The sequence below is a fragment of the Calidithermus timidus DSM 17022 genome, assembly GCF_000373205.1.
In the GTDB taxonomy this organism is placed as follows: domain Bacteria; phylum Deinococcota; class Deinococci; order Deinococcales; family Thermaceae; genus Calidithermus; species Calidithermus timidus.
On the sequence record NZ_KB890696.1, the window covers coordinates 91,817 to 108,482 of the forward strand.

Consider the following 16,666-nt stretch of genomic DNA (forward strand, 5'->3'; position numbering starts at 1 on the left):
GTAAACGCTTTGGGCTTAGGTTCAAGTCTAACCCCCAGCACACAGCCATGCAAGGTTTAGCGTTTGACATCCTGTTTGGGGGTAGCTAGCATAAGTTTTACCCTATGGCAGCCGCATAGGAGTATAGGTCAGGCTGCTCGGGTTGTAAAGTAAAAGACGGGGACGAGTAAGCGCCAATGCCCACGCAGCGAGTTGGGGGTAGTGCGAGCCTGACGGCAACTTTGGCGCCGAAGATCACCCCGCTCAATCTGGGAAGAACCGATGGCCCGAAGCCTTAATCCAGGCTTGAACCATCCCAGTAGACCCCAGCGGGTGCGCCCGAGATCGCGCAGAAGAGTGCCGTTGGTGCGTCCAGAGTCTGGAGTCTAGCGCCCAAAGTTATAAGGCTCTCGACCCTTGACCTCCACCGGAAGTGCGGTGGTACCGCGAGAGAAGCCAGATAGGCGACTTTCGTCCGCACCTGAGCTGTTTCTAAGCGGCCCGGTGCGGACGCTGCTTTTGGAACAGCCAGAAGGAGACCAGATGGTAGAGGAAAAAAAGCTATTCAAAGAGGTGGGTGAGCCCGACTTCCCCCGCCTCGAGGCCGAGGTGCTGGAGTTCTGGAAGAAGCAGGAGATCTTCGAGAAGTCCGACCGCAAGCCCGCGCCCAGGGGTAAGTTCGTCTTCTATGAAGGACCACCCACCGCCAACGGGCAGCCGGCCATGCACCACGTGCTCGCGCGCAGCTTCAAAGACCTGTTCCCCCGCTACAAGACCATGCAGGGCTTCCACGTCACGCGCAAGGGCGGCTGGGACACCCACGGCCTGCCCGTCGAGATCGCGGTGGAGAAGCGGCTGGGCGTGCTGGGGCGCAAGGCGCTCTCGCGCGAGGAGATCGCCGAGTTCAACGCCACGTGCAAGAAGTACGTCTTCGAGAACATCCAAGACTGGAACTACTTCACCGAGCGGCTGGGCTTCTGGGTGGACCTGGATAGCGCCTACATCACCTACACCAACGAGTACATCGAGTCGGTGTGGAACCTCTTGAAACGGCTGTGGGACAAGGGCCTCATCACCCAGGACTACAAGGTAGTACCCCTTTCCCCGCGCATTTCCACCACCCTCTCGCAAAACGAGATCGCCGACGGCTACCGCGAGGTGGACGACCCCAGCGTCTACGTGCGCTTCCCGCTCAAGCTCGAGACCACACCAAACGCCGTACGGCGAGCGTTGGAGGCCCAGGGGGTGCGGCTCGAGGAGCTGCGCGACCTTGCCATCCTGGTCTGGACCACCACGCCCTGGACCCTCCCCTCCAACACGATGGCGGCTGTGAACCCCCAGATGGACTACGCCCTGGTGCGCTCGCCCTCGGCAGGTCACCTGATCTTCGCGGTGGAGGCGGTCGAGCGGCTGAAGGAGCTGCACAAGGAGGAGCTCGAGGTCCTCGCGCAGCTCAAGGGCACCGACCTGGAGTGGTGGGAGTACATCCCCCCCTTCCCCGAAGTCTGCGTCGAATTGGGCGTGGTGAAGGCGCAGGGTGAGCGGCGGGAGGACGGCAGGCCGGTCATGCACTTCGTGGCCCTGGCCGACTTCGTCAGCGCCGAGGACGGCTCAGGAGTAGCCCACGAGGCCCCGGTCTACGGCGCGGAGGACCTCGAGCTCTCCCGCAAGTACGGCACGCCGCTGCTCTTCGGCACCGACGAGTACGGCGTGATGCGGGTCACCGGCGAGCAGGGCAAGTTCTTCAAGGATGCCGACAAGGGGCTCATCCGCTCCATGAAAGAGCGCGGAGTGCTCTACCACGCGGGCACCATCCGTCACCGCTATCCCTTCCACGACCGCACCGGCGATCCCATCCTCTACTTCGCCAAACCCTCCTGGTACATCAAGACCTCGCTCTTCCGCGAGCAGCTTTACGCGCGCAACGAGGAGATCAACTGGGTGCCCGAGCACATCAAGTACGGGCGCTTTGGCAACTGGCTGAAGGACAACGTGGACTGGGCCATCAGCCGCGAGCGCTACTGGGGCACGCCGCTGCCGTTCTGGGTGGCGGAGGACGGCTCGGAGAAGATCTGCGTGGGAAGCGTCAGGGAGCTCTCCGAGCTGGCCGGGCGCGACCTGTCGGGGCTCGACCTGCACCGCCCCTACGTCGACGACGTCACCTTCGTCAAGGACGGCAAGACCTTCCGCCGGGTGCCGGAGGTGCTCGACGTGTGGTTCGACTCCGGGGCCATGCCCTACGCCCAGTGGCACCTGATGCTCGGCGAAGACGGCAGGCCGCTGCCCGGAACCGAGGCCAACTACGAGCTGTTCGAGCAGCACTTCAACGCCGACTTCATCTGCGAGGCCATCGACCAGACGAGGGGCTGGTTTTACTCCCTGCACGCCATCGCCACGCTGCTCTACGACCGGCCCGCTTTCAAGAATGTCATCTGCCTGGGACACCTGGTCGACGAAAAGGGCCAGAAGATGTCGAAGAGCAAGGGCAACGTGGTCGAGCCCCTGCCCGCCTTCGACAAGTACGGGGCCGATGCGGTGCGCTGGTACATGTTCACCGCCAGCGAGCCGGGCGACACCAAGCGCTTCAGCGAGCGACTGGTGGCCGAGGCCATGCGCGGCTTTTTGGGCACGCTGTGGAACGTCTACAGCTTCTTCGTGCTCTACGCCAACCTCGACCGCCCCAAGCTCAAAGAGCGCCCCCCCGTCGAAGCGCGGCCCGAGATCGACCGCTGGCTCTACAGCCGCACCCAAGAACTCGTGCAGGAGGTGAGTGAGGCCCTCGAGCGCTACGACGCGCGCGGCGGAGCCCGGGCTCTGGAAAGGTTCGTGGAAGAGCTTTCCAACTGGTACGTGCGCCGTAACCGACGCCGCTTCTGGAAGAACGACGACCCCGCCGACCGCGAAGCCGCCTACGCCACGCTGTGGGAAGCCCTGGTGGCGGTGAGCCAGCTCTGCGCCCCCTTCACCCCCTTCGTGGCCGAGGCGCTGTGGCAGAACCTGGTGCGCTCGGTGGACCAAAGCGCGCCCGAGTCGGTGCACCTATCGCAGTGGCCGCAGGCCCAGGCCATGGACCAGAGCCTGCTCGAGTCCATGCACGCCGTACTCGAGGTGGTGCGTCTGGCCCGCGCCGCCCGCGCCAGGAGCGGGGTCAAGACCCGCATCCCCCTGCCTCTGATGCTGGTCACGGCCCCCACCGCCGAGGAGCGGGCGGGCCTGCAGCACTTTGCCGCTGAGATCGCCGACGAGCTCAACGTCAAGGAGCTGCGAGTGCTGGGACCGGAGGAGGAGGTGCTCTCCTACCGGGTGCTGCCCAACCTGCCGGTGCTGGGCAGGAAGTACGGCAAGAGGGTGCCCGCCATCCGGCAGCTGCTTGCAGAGCTGGACGGGAAGTACGTGTCCCAGACCCTCAAGGCCAAGCAGGCGCTGCACCTGGAGGTCGAGGGCGAAACCATCGCCCTCTCCCCCGACGAGCTGCTGCTCGAGGCCCTCTCCCCTGCCGGCTACGAGGCGCTCGAAGACCGGGGCTATGTGGCGGCCCTGGAGGTACGCGTGGACGACGAGCTCTTCCTCGAAGGGCTCGCACGCGAGCTCATCCGGCTGGTGCAGCAGGCCCGCAAAGACATGGGATTGCAGGTCTCCGACCGCATCCACCTCAGCTACCAGGCCGAGGGCAAATACGCCGAGGCACTGCGCAACTTCGGTAGCCGCCTTCAAGAGGAGACCCTGGCCCTGAGCTTGAGCGAGGCTCCCATCACGGGCTTCGAGACCGGTCTCGAGGACGAGGAGGGCCGGGTGCGCTTCGGGTTGAGCAAAGCTTAAGAGCTTATATTCGGTCAAGATAAGCGGGCCAAAGCGGGATCTTCATCAGGTCGGGCTCTGGGGCTATCCCTCCCGTTTGGTCGGGGAGGGATAGCCCCAAGCGCTCGTTAGAGCGCGATACCCGCTCACCTCCTTTCTCGTATACTGCGGACATGGTTCTGCCGAGGCCGCAAGGCACTCCAAAGGGAGCAAACGGCTATTGGCCGTTGACGCAGGGCCATCTCGCAGCAGGAGAAATCCTGCTGTGCAGCCGTCAACCCGCCGAACGTGGGGGAGGCGAACTGTGTTCTGCATGGTTCTGTCCCTTGAGTACCGGCATCGCCGGGGGCCGGATGGCCCTTCACTGCAAGCTCTGACCAGAACCCGTTAGGGTTTGGTCGGGGTAGTTAACTATACGCAACCTCCCTGCTCCTCTAGGAGAGGTTGCATTTTCTCTTAATCATAGCTATATCCCAGTATTATCTTCAGAGGGCAGTTATACTAAACTTCTGTTTAGTTGGACTAGTTTGGAGGAATATCGTGTTGAATGTTCATCCCAAGCTTCCCGAGGCTGAGCTACTGGCAGGGGTACTTGAGCCAATGGCGATGCTGGATGAACGAGGCCGGGTGCTGGCCTGGAACCCGGCGGCCGAGAATGTGTTTGGCTACAACCAAATAGAAGCCTTATACCAACCACTGAGCAAACTGACGGCAGTCCCCCTCCTTGCGCAGCAGCTGGCCGAGCTGACAGGAAGCATTCACCAGGTAAAAGGGCGTGCTAGGGATGGCCACCCCCTTGTGCTCGAGCTTTCCCTGCGCCCCTACCGCAAGAATGGCCTCACGTTCTACCTCGCCTGCTTACGCGACCGCACGGCCCTGCACCAGGCCCAGCAGCAGGTGCAGGCCCTGCAGGCAGAAACCGAGCGACTGGCCGCCCAGCGCACCACCCTCGAGGCCAGCCTGCGGGAGAGCGCGTACCTGGCGGCGCTCACGGGGGCGCTCGAGCGCTACGAGGACTTACAGCCGCTGGCCGGGGAAGTAATACGCCGCCTGCGGCCTCTGGTGGGAGCCGACTGGATGGCGGTGCTGCTGGGAAGCGTTAAGGAAGGCTTTCAACCTATCGCCTTCGACGGTCAGGCCCCGCAGCTCCTACGCTTCCTCACCGAGCAGCCCCTGACGCTGGGCCTGGATGACTCCCTCCCCTCCGAACTCGCCCATTCCCAACCTCGCTTCGTGGACGACTACCGTAGCCTGCTCATCACCCATCCGGCCCGGCCGCCTTGCAAAGCGGCGTGGCCTCGGTAGCCTGGATTCCCTTCGGCACCCCCGAGCAGGAATTCGGGCTGCTGGGGGCCTTCCGCCTGCAAACCCCTCGTCCGTGGCGCCTGGAGGAGCAGGGACTGCTCGAGGTCACCGCCGACGCCCTTTCGATCTCAGCCCAGCGGGTCACGCGGGCGAGGCAGTTGCGCGAAGCGGCGCAGTACTCCGAAGTGCTGCTGCAGATCTCACGCCTGACCGAGAGGGCGCTCGAGGTCGAGGAGGCAGCCGCAGAGGTCATCCGTACCATCGCCAACGTAGCTGACGTAGACTGGATAGGCCTGGCGGTAGTGCGGGGCAACTCGGTGAGACTGCGCAAGGTGTGGGACAGCCCCATGTCGATCCCCACCTCCGACACGCACAAGGAGTCCAGCCCGGTGTGGAAGGCCATCGAAGCGGGAAGCCCGGTCTACATCGACGACTATCCCAATCACCCTCAGGCCATGAAAGCCCTGCTCGAGGTGGGCGTCCAGTCGGTAGCGATTATCCCCCTGACGCTGGGCGAACGGGGCACGGCCATCTTTGCGGCCAAGTTCGCTTCCGATCGCCCCTGGACCCACAAGGACCGCAGCCTCTTCGAGGCCGCAGCCCGCAGCGTACGCGCTGCTCAGGAACACCGCGATTACCTGCGGGCCATGGAAGCTGCCGCCTTCACCGATCCCCTCACCGGACTGGGCAATCGGCGGGCCTTCGAGCGCGACCTCGAGGCCTCGCTCAACAGCGCCCGGCGTCACGGCTACCCGGTGAGTGTACTCATGCTCGACCTCGATGGGCTCAAGCAGGTCAACGACACCCATGGCCACGAGCGCGGCGACGCGTTGCTGCAGGGCTTCGCGCATGCTCTGCACGCCAACCTGCGCCGTGAAAATCGCCTTTACCGCCTGGGCGGCGACGAATACGCGGCCATCCTCGAGCACACCCCTTCCAGCAAGAGCATGTTCGCTGCTATTCGCAATAGGGTAGCACGGGCTATCGCGGAACTTAGGAGGAGCGGTTTCCCCGAAGCCGGCGTGAGCGCAGGGCTGGCCTCCTTCCCTCAAGAAGCCGATAGTGCTCAAAGCCTCGTGCGCCTGGCCGATGAGCGGATGTACAAAGAGAAAGCCGCCCACAAGGCCCACTGGATTCGCCCCAACGAGGGTGAAGAATAGCTGTGATTATTTTCACTATATTCCTCGATTGTGATCGTTTTCCCTGCTTATATGTGCTAGACTCTCGTCCGATGCATCCCCTAAGCAGCATGCTCGAGGACGCCGGTCTGGACGCTTTGCTGATCACCCAGCCGGAGAACGTCCGATATTTATCGGGTTTTACCAGTCCGAAGGATGGCTGGGTAGCGGTCTGGCGCGAGGGAGCGACCCTGGTCACCGACCCCCGCTATACGGTGCAAGCTCAGCAGGAATCGCGCATCCCCCACCGTATCGTGCCGCGCGAGCACAGCACCGAGGTGGCGGCTGAACTGTTGCAAGGACGGGTGGGCTTCGAGGCCAACCATCTGGCCTTCGGGCGCTTGGAAGCGCTAAGGGAACAGGTTTCAGCGGAGTGGGTCCCCACCCACGACCTGGTGGAAAGGCTGCGCCTACGGAAGGCCCCCGAGGAACTCGAGCGCATCCGCGCCGCCGCCAAGCTAGCCGATGAGGGCTACGAGCACATCCTGCCCTTCCTCAAGCCCGGCGTTAGCGAGCTCGACATCGCGCTGGAGCTCGAGTTCTTCCTGCGCAAGCGCGGCTCGGAGGGCGTGGCCTTCGAGATCATCGTAGCCTCAGGCGAGCGCAGCGCCATGCCCCACGGGGTTGCCAGCTCAAAGAAGCTGCTGCCGGGCGAGCTGGTCACGCTGGATTTCGGCGCAGTGGTAGAGGGCTACCACTCCGACATGACCCGCACGGTAGCCCTGGGAGAAGTCTCGTGCGAGCTGCGGGAGATCTACGACGCGGTCCTCGAGGCCCAGCAGGCCGCGCTCGAGGCCGTGCGTCCTGGCAAGACGGGCAAGGAACTCGACGCCATCGCCCGGCAGGTGCTGAGCGAGCGGGGTTATGGCGAGTACTTCGCCCACGGCCTGGGCCACGGGGTGGGCTTGGCCATCCACGAAGGGCCTCGCCTGAGCAAGCTCTCCGACGATGTGCTCGAGGCCGGCATGGTGCTGACGATTGAGCCAGGGGTGTACATCCCCGGCGTGGGGGGTTGCCGCATCGAGGACCTGGTGCTGGTGACCGAACTCGGCTGCGAGGTGCTCTCGCGCAGCCCCAAGGGGTTTAGCCCCCTATGAAGCTGCTGAGCTTGCTGGTATTCCTGAGCCTGAGCCTCTCTCTGGCTCAGGAATATCGCGTGCAGAAGGGGGATACCCTCTACTCCATCGCCCGAAGGCACGGCACAACCGTCGAGGCGCTCAAGGCGCTCAACGGCCTGAGGAGCGACGTAATCAAGGTGGGGCAGGTGCTCCTGGTCTCCCGTAGTCCCCGCGCCCCTGGCGTCGAATGGCGCTTTTTACAGCAGGGCAAGGCAGCCTGGTACGGTCCTCGCTTCCAAGGCAGGCGCACCGCCAGCGGCGAACGCTTCAACACCTACGACCTCACCGCCGCACACCCCACGCTGCCCTTTGGCACGCGGGTGCGGGTGACCAACCTGCGCAACGGGCGCAGGGTGATCGTGCGGGTCAACGACCGGGGGCCCTACATCCGGGGCTACGTGATCGACCTCTCCTATGCCGCCGCCCAGGCCATCGGCATGTCGGGAACGGCCACAGTGCGTCTGGAAGTCCTCAGATGATCCGCCACGGCCTGCACCTTTCGATCGCGAGCAAGGAGGGTGTGGCGGGTGCGGTGCGGGAAGCCGAGCTACTGGGCCTGAGCGCTTTCCAGATCTTCGCCAAGAGCCCCCGGGCCTGGAAGACCCGCCCCCTCTCTCCCGCTCAGATCGAGCGCTTCCGGGCCAGGCGCGAAAACCTAGGGGCCATCCCGGCGGTGATCCACGCCTCGTACCTGGTCAATCTGGGGGCTTCGGGCGTGCTGTGGGAGAAGAGCGTGTTCAGCCTGGCCGACGACCTGATGAAAGCCCAGGCCCTGGGCGTGGGGCACGTGGTGGTGCATCCGGGTTCGGGCGACGCCGAGCGGGTGCGGGAAGGCGCGCTGAAGGCCCGCGAGCTGGCGGCTTTAGGGAAGAACGGCCCCAAACTGCTGCTGGAGAACAGCGCGGGAGGGGGCAGGGAGCTGGGTTCCGACCTGTACGATCTGGCCCGGCTCATCGAGGGCACACCGCTTGGGGTGTGCTTCGACACCTGCCACGCCTTTGCCGCCGGATACCGCATCCACGAAGACCCCGCCGGCGTGCTGAGCGTGCTGGAGGAGATAATCGGCCTGGGGCGCGTGCCGGTGATCCACCTCAACGACTCGCAGCACGCGTTCGCCAGCCATAAAGACCTCCATGCCAACCTGCTCGAGGGCTACATCGGCCCGGCGCTGGCCGAGTTCGTCACCGACAGCCGCCTAAGCGGGAAAGTGGTGATCCTCGAGACCCCCAGAAGCCTGCAGGAGGACGCGCACAACCTGCGGGTGTTGCGGGAGTGGCTGAGGGGGTGAAGCTACAGAGCTTCCTTCACCCCAAGGTAAACTTGAAAAACTCGTTCTGCACCAAGCGAATGAGCTGCACCACCGGTCCGCGCAACACGGTGAGGAACAACAGCAACGCGATGATGGCGTAGTTGGGGTTGGCCTCGAGGCGCCAGATGAAGGGGTGCCAGCGCAGCGGGAGTGCGCTCTGCACGATCTTGGAGCCGTCGAGGGGAGGCACCGGCAGCAGGTTGAACACCGCCAGGGTGATATTGATGGCCGCAGCGTATAGCAAAGCCTTGGTGAGGGTACCGTCGGGCGTGGCCATACCCAGCGCGTCGAGGCTCCTCAGCAGCAGTACGCACGCCAGGGCGATGAGCACATTGACCACGATGCCGGCGACGGAGACCGCGAAGAGGCCGAGCCGGTAGTGCCGGAAATTGCGCGGGTCGATGGGCACCGGCTTGGCCCAGCCAAAGCCGGCGAAGAGCAGCAGCAAGGTTCCCCAGGGGTCGAGGTGTCGGAAGGGGTTGAGGCTGAGGCGCCCCATCAGGCGGGCAGTCTGGTCGCCCGACCAGGAGGCGCTCAGCGCGTGTCCCAGCTCGTGAAGGGTCAAGGAGAACAGCAAGATGCCCACCACCAAGAAAAAGGTAAGCGGTTCATCGCGCAAGAGCTCGATCAACATGATTACAGACCAATCAAGCGGAACAGGCCGTTGAGGAAGCTGCCCAGCACCAGCCGGACCGCCGTAGTGACGCCGGTGAAGTTGAGGACCAGGAAGATCACGAAAAATCCGATAGGACCATAGCTGGCTAGCTGATCCATAAAGCGGCGGGCCTCACTGCCGCCCAGGGCATAGACCACCTTGGCCCCGTCGAGCGGGGGCACGGGAAAGAGGTAGATGGCCGCGTGAATCAGCATCAGGTCCGAAGCTACGCCCAACCCACCCGCGATACCGAGCGCGCTGTCGCCCACCCTGGACAGCAAGCGGGCCAGCAGGCCGAACAGCAGTGCGGCGACGAAAAAGCCCAGCGGTCCCATCAGCGCCACCTGGGCATCCTTGCGGCCAAAGAGCCGGTAGGGTACCGGGCGAGGAAAGCCAAAGCCGATGAGGGCCAGGAAGATCAGGCCGATGAGGTCAAGGTGAACCCTGGGCTCCACGCTGAGAAAGCCGAATCGGCGGGGAGAGGTATCCTTGTAGCGGTCGGCCAGCCAGGCCTGGAAGAGGTTGTGCATTACCAGGCCAAAAGCGGCGGCGGCAAAAGCCACCAAATAGGCAAGGGGGTCGGTTGCGAGCAGCGAGAAGAAGAACATCGCTCACCAGTTTACGGGTAAATGCCAAGCCGATTGCATCTTCGAACCGGCTTCACCACCGGCCCTGCTCTAGCAGCAGCAACTTCGCCCGCAACACCGCCGCTATGGTGAGCGAGTCGGTGATCTCACCCTCCAACACCCGGCGATAAACCTCCTCCAGCGGCACCTTGCGCACGCGCAGTTGCTCGGTCTCTTCCGGGCTGGCTTCGCCCTGCTGCAGCCCCCGCGCCAGGTACACCATCCCGATTTCATCGGTGACGGAGTTGGAGAGGTGCAGCGTCAGCAGCAGTTCCCAGCGATCGGCGCGTAGGCCGGTCTCCTCGAGCAATTCGCGCTTGGCGGCCTCGAGGGGTTCTTCGTCGAAGGGGCCGCCGCCTTCGGGGATTTCCCAGGAGTAGCGGCCCAGGGTGTAGCGGTACTGGCCCACCAGATAGGTGTTGCCCTCCTCGTCGAGGGGCAGCACCCCGATGGCTCGGTTCTTGAAGTGCACCACCCCGTAGACGCCGGGGTTGCCGCTGGGGTTGATCACCTCGCGGTGGGTGACGGAGATCCAGCGGTTGTCGTAGACCAGCTCGGAGGAGAGGGTTCGCCAGGGGGAGTCTTCGGGGTCGGTCATCGGTCGTTCATCCGCGTGGTGACGAAGTTGGTGAAGATGGCCCCCCGGCGGTAGAAGGCATTGTCCATGACCTTGAGGTGGAAGGGCACGGTGGTCTTGACGCCCGGCCCTTCGATGACGGTCTCACCCAAGGCCCGCTTCATGCGGTCGATGGCCTCCTCGCGGGTAGGGGCGTGGACGATGAGCTTGGCGACGAGCGAGTCGTAGTGGGGCGGGATGCTGTAACCGGCGTAGAGGTGCGAGTCGATGCGCACGCCGGGGCCGCCGGGGAAGTGCAGGGTCTCGACCTTGCCGATGCTGGGGCGGAAGTCTTTTTCGTAGTCCTCGGCGTTGATGCGGCACTCGATGGCGTGACCCTTGAGCTCGACGTCCTCCTGCTGGAGGTCGAGAGGCTCGCCCGCAGCGATGCGGATCTGCATCTTCACAAAGTCCAGGCCCGAGATCATCTCAGAGACGCAGTGCTCGACCTGGATGCGGGTGTTCATCTCCATGAAGTAGTAATTGCCCTCGGGATCGACGATGAACTCTAAGGTTCCCGCCCCCTGGTAATTGACGTACTTGGCTAAGCGGACCCCCGCGGCCAGGATTTCCTGGCGCAGCTCCTCGGGCAGGCGGCTGGGAGCTTCCTCGATGAGCTTTTGGTTGCGCCGCTGGATCGAGCAGTCGCGCTCGCCGATGTGGATGACGTGACCCTTACCGTCACCCATCACCTGCACCTCGACGTGGCGGAAGAGCTCGATGAATTTCTCGAGGATCAGCGCGGGGTCGCCAAAGTAGTTCTGGGCCTCCTGCTGGGCCTGCACGAAGGCGGTCTTCATCTCGTCGGAGGAGCGCACGACCTTCTGACCGCGTCCGCCCCCGCCCGCGCTGGCTTTGAGCAGCACCGGGTAGCCGATCTGCTCGGCGGCGGCGATGGCCTCCTCGACGCTCTCGAGCACGCCCGTCCCCGGAACGGTGGGCACGTTGGACTTCGCCGCGATCTCGCGCCCGCCGGCCTTGGAGCCCAGGCTGTACATGTTCTCGGGCGTCGGGCCGATGAAGACGATGCCGTACTCCCGGCACATCTCGGCGAACTGAGGGTTCTCGGCCAGGAAGCCGTAGCCGGGGTGGATGGCGTCGGCCCCGCTGATGATGGCCGCCGAGAGCAGGTTGGGGATGTTGAGGTAGCTCTGGGTCGAGGGTGGCGCCCCGATGCAGATGGCCTCGTCGGCCAGCAGGACAGGCAGGGACTGGGTATCGGCCTCGGAATGGGCCACCACCACCTTGATGCCCATCTCGCGAGCCGCGCGCAGCACCCGCAGGGCGATTTCCCCCCGGTTGGCGATGAGGATCTTGTTAAACATGACACTCTCCAGGCATGCTCATGGCTCACAACCAGAAGAGCGCTCAAGCAGGTTCGATGATGAAGAGGGCTTGCCCGTACTCGACCGGTTCACCGTTGCTCACCAGGATTTTGCGCACGATCCCGGAGACGTCGGATTCGATCTCGTTCATCAACTTCATGGCCTCGATGATGCACAGCACCTGGCCCTTCTTCACCACATCGCCCTCCTTGACAAAGGGCTCGGCGTCGGGAGAGGGGGCTCGGTAGAAGGTGCCCACGATGGGGGCCTTGACCTCCACTCCCCTGACGGCAGGCTCTTCAGGCTTTGGTTCAGGAGTGGGAGCTGGAGCCGGGTTGGCAGGGGCTGGCTCCGGCGCGGGCGAGGGCGGGATGGGCACCGGGGTAGGAACCGGGGCCGGAATAACCGGGGCGGGTGCCGAAGCAGGTGTCACATAGGTCACAGCGGGGGCCGTGCCCCCACGTTTGACGGTGAGTTTGTAGTCAGGGGTCTCGAGGCTGAGTTCGGAAACCTCGTTTTCAACCAAGGCTTGCAGGATGAGCTTCAGTTCCTTCGCGTTCATATTCACCTCAGGCGATCCGAACGCCCCAAGTATACCCATGTAACCCGCCTAGGTCGCTCGAGCTTCGGTGGCGCCAGCATCCGGCAACAAGCCGGGGGCAACCTCCACGCCGCCCCCGACGATCAAAGCGCTTCAAGCCCGGCTGATGTAGCTGCCCGTGCGGGTATCGACCTTGATAACCTCGCCCACTTCCACGAACAGGGGAACCTGCACCACCGCGCCGGTCTCGAGCGTCGCCGGCTTGGTGCCCCCCGAAACGGTGTCACCGCGCACACCGGGCGGCGTATCGACGATCTTGAGCTCGACCGTGAAGGGCGGGGTGATGTCGAGCGGGCGCCCGTTGTACATCGAGCCCTGCACGGTCATGCCCTCCTTGAGGAACTTGGCCGCCTCGGTGATGTCCTTGGGTACGTGAAATTGCTCGTAGGTCTCGAGGTCCATCAGCACCAGCTCGTCACCTTCGGCGTAGAGGTACTGTAGGTCCTTGGTCTCGACGTAGATGTCCTCGAGCTTCTCCCCTGAGTTGAAGGAGCGCTCCACGGTGACGCCGGTCTCGAGGTTCTTGAACTTGGCGACCACCTTGGCCCCACCGCGCCCGATCTTCTGGTGCTGGTAGTCCACACACATCCACAGGCCGCCGTCCATCTTGACTTTTGTGCCGTTGCGCAAGTCGGTCACGCTGATCATGCAAAGCTCCTCTGGCCCTGCCGGGCCTTTCCAAAGCGTGATTGTACATGGCGCGGGCGCTTTGCTCAATTTCGCAGCGCGCACCCCTACAAAAGCTCGGTGATCTGCGGCTTGAGGCCGAGCTTTTCGATGTACTCGAGGTACTCCTGCTCGCTCAGCGGGTATTTCCCGGCCAGGGCCACGATGAAGGCTTCCATCACGTTGGTGCCAAAGCTGCGGCCCGCGATGCGCGGGGTGGTGGTGATGAGGGTCTTGACACCCCTGGCGCGCATGAACTCGAGGTCTTCTTCGGTGGTGGTGTTGGTGAGGATGACCTTGCCCTGCATGTCCGGGGGCATGTAACGGCGCATGAAGTGCCAGTCCCCCGCGATCACATCGGCCCAGCGAAAATACTTCTGCCGCCAGTCGAGCACCTGCTTTTCCTGCTTCTCGCCCGTGGGGTAGAGCCACTGGAAGGGCAGCTGGGTGATGATAGGCATGAGGATGTAGGCCCACAGGCGCAGCACCGGGAGCTGCCGGATGGGAAGGGGTAACCCCAGCCCATAGATGAAGTCCCCGTGGATCACCTCGGCTCCGGCTTCGTTCATGGCCTCGGCCAGACCGAAGCGGTCGAGGGCACTGGGGATGAGCACCTTCTTGCCCTTCCAGTGAATTTGCGGCTCCAGCAAGCGCACGGCGTTGCGCTCGAGGGTGTGCTTGAGCCCCGAGCCATCGACCATGGGGCTTCTCTTTGCGGCGGCAGCCATGCGGGCCGAGTCGCGGAAGGTGTAGCGGCGCTTCCCGGCCCACACGTACAGGTCGGCCCCGCCCAGGCCAAAGGCATCGACCTTGCCGTCGAGCTCCTTGACCAGCTCAATGGCCTTCTCCCAGCTCCCATCGGTGCCGATGCGCTCGAGCACAAAAGTATCGGGGAGGCCTTCGATGTTGACCTCGGCCTTGGAGTTGCGCTTGGAAGAGCCAATCGAGACGCTGACGATGTGTTTGGGCATGCCCTCAATCTTACCGCGTCAACCCGAGGGCGATCAGCAAGGTAGCGGCGAGCCAAAAAATATAAGCCAGCCAGCGGGGAGCGGCCTTCTGGGCAGAAAAAGCCATCACCAAGCCACCGACCAAGGCCGCCCCCAGGGCCAGGGTAAACAGCAGCGGACGCGGATTTCCCAAAACCTCTTCCATAGCAAAGCATTATCGCGTACAAACGCGAGGCGCCAAAGGCAATGCCTCAAAGCAGCGACTTCACCGCTTCCACGACGCGCTCAGGGGTGAAGCCGAGCTCCTTGTAGACCACGGCGTAGGGAGCGCTGGCCCCAAAACGATCGAGGCCGATGCACCTGTCGGCGTAGCGCTCCCAACCCAGGGTGGTCCCGGCTTCCACCGAGACCGTGGGGAGATGAGGGGGCAGCACGGCGTCGCGATACTCAGCGCCCTGGGCCTCAAAGGCCTCCCAGCAGGGCAGGCTCACCACCCGTACCCGCAAGCCCTCTTTGGCCAGTGCGGCCTGAGCCTCGAGGGCCAGGCCAACTTCGCTCCCGGTGGCGACGATGACCGCCTGAGGATTCTCCACCTCCGAGAGGACGTATCCGCCTTTTAGTGCCTCTTCAGCAGGGGCCAGCTTGCCGCGATCGAGGACCGGAACGGCCTGGCGGGTGAGGGCCAAGGCGGTGGGGCCGCTCTTGCGCTCGAGGGCCATCCTCCAAGCCATCGCGGTCTCGTCGGCGTCCGCCGGGCGAATGACCCAGAGGTTGGGGATGGCCCGCAAGCTCATGAGGTGCTCGACGGGCTGGTGGGTGGGACCGTCCTCGCCCAACGCGATGGAGTCGTGGGTGTAGACGAAGATGGTGGGAACCCCCATGAGCGCGGCTATGCGGACGGCCGGGCGCATGTAGTCGGAGAACACCAGGAAGGTGCCGCCGTAGGCCCGGTGGCCGCCGTGCAGGTTAATCCCATTCAGAATGGCCCCCATACCGTGCTCGCGCACCCCGTAGCGGATGTAGCGACCGGTGGGGTTGGAAGCAGAAAAGTCCTCCATGCCCACCGCCTTGGTGTTGTTGGAGGGGGTGAGGTCGGCGCTACCCCCCAGGAGCTCGGGCATGCGCGCCGCCAGGGCATCGAGCACCTTGCCGCTGGCGGCGCGGGTAGCGAGCTTGGAGCCCGGCTCGAAGCTGGGCAGGGCCTGCTCCCAGCCAGCCTCGCTGCTGGCAAAACCGTTGGGCAGCTCGCCGGCCATGCGGCGGTGGAACTCGGCGGCCAGCTCGGGGAAAGCGTGGCGGTAGGCTTCCAGGCGGCGGTTCCACTCGGCCTGGGCGGCTTCGCCCTTGGAAAGAGTCCGACGGTAGTCGTCGTAGACCTCCTGCGGGATTTCAAACGGGGCGTACGGCCATCCCAACGCCTCGCGGGTGGCCGCCACTTTCTCGGGCCCCATCGCGTCGGAGTGGGCCTTGTGGTGCCCAGCCAGGGGCGAGCCGAAGCCGATGATGCTCTTGATGGAGATGATGCTGGGGCGGGGGTCGGCCTGGGCTTCCCGGATGGCCCGGCGGATGGCCTCGAGGTCCTCGCCGTGGACTCCGCCCACCGTATGCCAGCCGTAGGCCCTGTAACGCCCCAACACGTCCTCGGTGAAGGCCAGATCGGTGGATCCGTCGATGGAGATGTTGTTGTCGTCGTAAAGGACGATCAGCTTGCCCAGCTTGAGGTGCCCAGCCAGCGAGCTGGCCTCGCTCGAGACCCCCTCCATCAGGTCGCCGTCGGAGGCCAGCACGTAGGTGTAGTGGTCGACGATGGTGTGGCCCTCGCGGTTGAACTCTGCCGCCAGCCTGCGCTCGGCCAGGGCCATCCCCACCGCGGTGCTGATCCCCTGCCCCAGCGGGCCGGTGGTGGTCTCGACACCCACGGTGTGACCGTACTCGGGGTGGCCGGGGGTGCGTGAGCCCCACTGGCGGAAGCGCTTGAGCTCCTCCAGCGGCAGGTCGTAGCCGCTGAGGTGCAGCAGCGCGTAGATCAGCATGCTGCCGTGGCCCGCCGAGAGTACAAAGCGGTCGCGGTCGAACCAGCGGGGATCGCGCGGGTTGTGCTTGAGGAATTCGGTCCACAGCACGTAAGCCGCCGGGGCCATGCCCATGGGCATCCCAGGGTGCCCGCTCTTGGCCTGCTCTACGGCATCGAGGGCCAGCATGCGGACGGCATTGATCGAGAGGGTCTGAACTCTGGCGGACTCTACCATAAGCGCCATATTACCCCACCCCTCCATTCATTTCGTCACTCGCACAAAATTTAGGCTCGAGCGCCCAGGCAGGAAAAGCCATAGCCGTAGCCTGGCTTGCTCTACGGCAGTACCACTCCCCGGGACACCTGTACTTACCAACTCCTATAGACTCTGCAACCGAGGAGGGCTCATGGAGAAGCCAAAAGATCACCGGCCCTGGGGGGCAGTCTTGGTGGTGGCGGTGGTAACCGTCTTTATTCTCACCTTCTGGCTGTTCTACTTCTTCACTTTCCTGGGGAGGAGCTAGGG

At 64.2% G+C, this 16,666-nt stretch carries 16 protein-coding genes; 7 read left to right on the plus strand and 9 right to left on the minus strand.

The window, feature by feature from the left end:
* Window positions 1–522 precede the first annotated feature (522 nt).
* The 6 genes from ileS (at window position 523) to B047_RS0106980 (ending at window position 8,666) form a co-directional block, all read left to right on the plus strand.
* Window positions 523–3,798 carry an isoleucine--tRNA ligase gene (gene ileS, locus B047_RS0106955; protein WP_018466233.1) on the plus strand — a complete coding sequence of 1,092 codons (3,276 nt, stop codon included), beginning with the start codon at window positions 523–525 and terminating at the stop codon, window positions 3,796–3,798.
* A 519-nt stretch (window positions 3,799–4,317) separates the two neighbouring features.
* On the plus strand, window positions 4,318–5,082 hold the full coding sequence (locus B047_RS0106960; RefSeq protein WP_275052864.1) for a PAS domain S-box protein: 765 nt from the start codon (window positions 4,318–4,320) through the stop codon (window positions 5,080–5,082).
* Window positions 5,070–6,242, plus strand: coding sequence for a sensor domain-containing diguanylate cyclase (locus B047_RS16455; protein WP_169336593.1), 1,173 nt, complete (start codon window positions 5,070–5,072; stop codon window positions 6,240–6,242). Before B047_RS0106960 ends, B047_RS16455 begins: the two co-directional genes overlap by 13 nt.
* A gap of 71 nt (window positions 6,243–6,313) precedes the next feature.
* On the plus strand, window positions 6,314–7,357 hold the full coding sequence (locus B047_RS0106970) for a M24 family metallopeptidase (RefSeq protein WP_018466236.1): 1,044 nt from the start codon (window positions 6,314–6,316) through the stop codon (window positions 7,355–7,357).
* On the plus strand, window positions 7,354–7,857 hold the full coding sequence (locus B047_RS0106975; RefSeq protein WP_018466237.1) for a septal ring lytic transglycosylase RlpA family protein: 504 nt from the start codon (window positions 7,354–7,356) through the stop codon (window positions 7,855–7,857). Before B047_RS0106970 ends, B047_RS0106975 begins: the two co-directional genes overlap by 4 nt.
* Window positions 7,854–8,666, plus strand: coding sequence for a deoxyribonuclease IV (locus B047_RS0106980; RefSeq protein WP_018466238.1), 813 nt, complete (start codon window positions 7,854–7,856; stop codon window positions 8,664–8,666). Before B047_RS0106975 ends, B047_RS0106980 begins: the two co-directional genes overlap by 4 nt.
* A gap of 16 nt (window positions 8,667–8,682) precedes the next feature.
* On the opposite strand, the gene B047_RS0106985 is transcribed toward B047_RS0106980, so the two are convergent.
* From B047_RS0106985 to tkt, 9 genes are all read right to left on the minus strand, one after another.
* Window positions 8,683–9,321: a site-2 protease family protein gene (locus tag B047_RS0106985; protein ID WP_018466239.1), complete on the minus strand. Its 639-nt coding sequence runs from the start codon at window positions 9,319–9,321 to the stop codon at window positions 8,683–8,685.
* A gap of 2 nt (window positions 9,322–9,323) precedes the next feature.
* Complete coding sequence (locus B047_RS0106990) at window positions 9,324–9,950, minus strand: zinc metalloprotease (RefSeq protein WP_018466240.1); 627 nt, start codon at window positions 9,948–9,950, stop codon at window positions 9,324–9,326.
* Between the two features lie 52 nt (window positions 9,951–10,002).
* The gene (locus tag B047_RS0106995; protein ID WP_018466241.1) at window positions 10,003–10,566 is read right to left on the minus strand and encodes an NUDIX domain-containing protein; all 564 of its coding nucleotides are present in this window, start codon (window positions 10,564–10,566) and stop codon (window positions 10,003–10,005) included.
* On the minus strand, window positions 10,563–11,909 hold the full coding sequence (accC, locus tag B047_RS0107000) for an acetyl-CoA carboxylase biotin carboxylase subunit (protein ID WP_018466242.1): 1,347 nt from the start codon (window positions 11,907–11,909) through the stop codon (window positions 10,563–10,565). The genes B047_RS0106995 and accC overlap by 4 nt, the downstream gene beginning before the upstream one ends.
* A gap of 43 nt (window positions 11,910–11,952) precedes the next feature.
* On the minus strand, window positions 11,953–12,471 hold the full coding sequence (gene accB / locus B047_RS0107005) for an acetyl-CoA carboxylase biotin carboxyl carrier protein (RefSeq protein ID WP_018466243.1): 519 nt from the start codon (window positions 12,469–12,471) through the stop codon (window positions 11,953–11,955).
* Window positions 12,472–12,603: 132 nt separating this feature from the next.
* Window positions 12,604–13,158 (minus strand): elongation factor P, encoded by a 555-nt coding sequence (efp, locus tag B047_RS0107010; protein WP_018466244.1) that lies wholly within the window; start codon window positions 13,156–13,158, stop codon window positions 12,604–12,606.
* Window positions 13,159–13,244: 86 nt separating this feature from the next.
* Window positions 13,245–14,147 (minus strand): hypothetical protein, encoded by a 903-nt coding sequence (locus tag B047_RS18135; RefSeq protein WP_018466245.1) that lies wholly within the window; start codon window positions 14,145–14,147, stop codon window positions 13,245–13,247.
* Between the two features lie 10 nt (window positions 14,148–14,157).
* Window positions 14,158–14,331: a hypothetical protein gene (locus B047_RS17890; RefSeq protein ID WP_018466246.1), complete on the minus strand. Its 174-nt coding sequence runs from the start codon at window positions 14,329–14,331 to the stop codon at window positions 14,158–14,160.
* Window positions 14,332–14,377: 46 nt separating this feature from the next.
* A complete protein-coding gene (gene tkt, locus B047_RS0107025) occupies window positions 14,378–16,375 on the minus strand; it encodes a transketolase (protein ID WP_018466247.1) in 1,998 nt (665 codons plus the stop codon).
* Window positions 16,376–16,547: 172 nt separating this feature from the next.
* Here tkt and B047_RS0107030 point away from each other — a divergent pair, with 172 nt between their 5' ends.
* A complete protein-coding gene (locus tag B047_RS0107030) occupies window positions 16,548–16,664 on the plus strand; it encodes a cytochrome c oxidase subunit 2A (RefSeq protein ID WP_018466248.1) in 117 nt (38 codons plus the stop codon).
* The last annotated feature ends 2 nt before the right edge of the window (window positions 16,665–16,666 follow it).

What these genes read in the sequence shown, in the direction of transcription:
- ileS (WP_018466233.1), top strand. Translation starts at nt 523, where the DNA reads ATGGTAGAGGAAAAAAAGCTATTCAAAGAGGTGGGTGAGCCCGACTTC.
- B047_RS0106970 (WP_018466236.1), top strand. Translation starts at nt 6,314, where the DNA reads ATGCATCCCCTAAGCAGCATGCTCGAGGACGCCGGTCTGGACGCTTTG.
- B047_RS0106975 (WP_018466237.1), top strand. Translation starts at nt 7,354, where the DNA reads ATGAAGCTGCTGAGCTTGCTGGTATTCCTGAGCCTGAGCCTCTCTCTG.
- B047_RS0106980 (WP_018466238.1), top strand. Translation starts at nt 7,854, where the DNA reads ATGATCCGCCACGGCCTGCACCTTTCGATCGCGAGCAAGGAGGGTGTG.
- B047_RS0106985 (WP_018466239.1), bottom strand. Translation starts at nt 9,321, where the DNA reads ATGTTGATCGAGCTCTTGCGCGATGAACCGCTTACCTTTTTCTTGGTG.
- B047_RS0106990 (WP_018466240.1), bottom strand. Translation starts at nt 9,950, where the DNA reads ATGTTCTTCTTCTCGCTGCTCGCAACCGACCCCCTTGCCTATTTGGTG.
- B047_RS0106995 (WP_018466241.1), bottom strand. Translation starts at nt 10,566, where the DNA reads ATGACCGACCCCGAAGACTCCCCCTGGCGAACCCTCTCCTCCGAGCTG.
- accC (WP_018466242.1), bottom strand. Translation starts at nt 11,909, where the DNA reads ATGTTTAACAAGATCCTCATCGCCAACCGGGGGGAAATCGCCCTGCGG.
- accB (WP_018466243.1), bottom strand. Translation starts at nt 12,471, where the DNA reads ATGAACGCGAAGGAACTGAAGCTCATCCTGCAAGCCTTGGTTGAAAAC.
- efp (WP_018466244.1), bottom strand. Translation starts at nt 13,158, where the DNA reads ATGATCAGCGTGACCGACTTGCGCAACGGCACAAAAGTCAAGATGGAC.
- B047_RS18135 (WP_018466245.1), bottom strand. Translation starts at nt 14,147, where the DNA reads ATGCCCAAACACATCGTCAGCGTCTCGATTGGCTCTTCCAAGCGCAAC.
- B047_RS17890 (WP_018466246.1), bottom strand. Translation starts at nt 14,331, where the DNA reads ATGGAAGAGGTTTTGGGAAATCCGCGTCCGCTGCTGTTTACCCTGGCC.
- tkt (WP_018466247.1), bottom strand. Translation starts at nt 16,375, where the DNA reads ATGGTAGAGTCCGCCAGAGTTCAGACCCTCTCGATCAATGCCGTCCGC.
- B047_RS0107030 (WP_018466248.1), top strand. Translation starts at nt 16,548, where the DNA reads ATGGAGAAGCCAAAAGATCACCGGCCCTGGGGGGCAGTCTTGGTGGTG.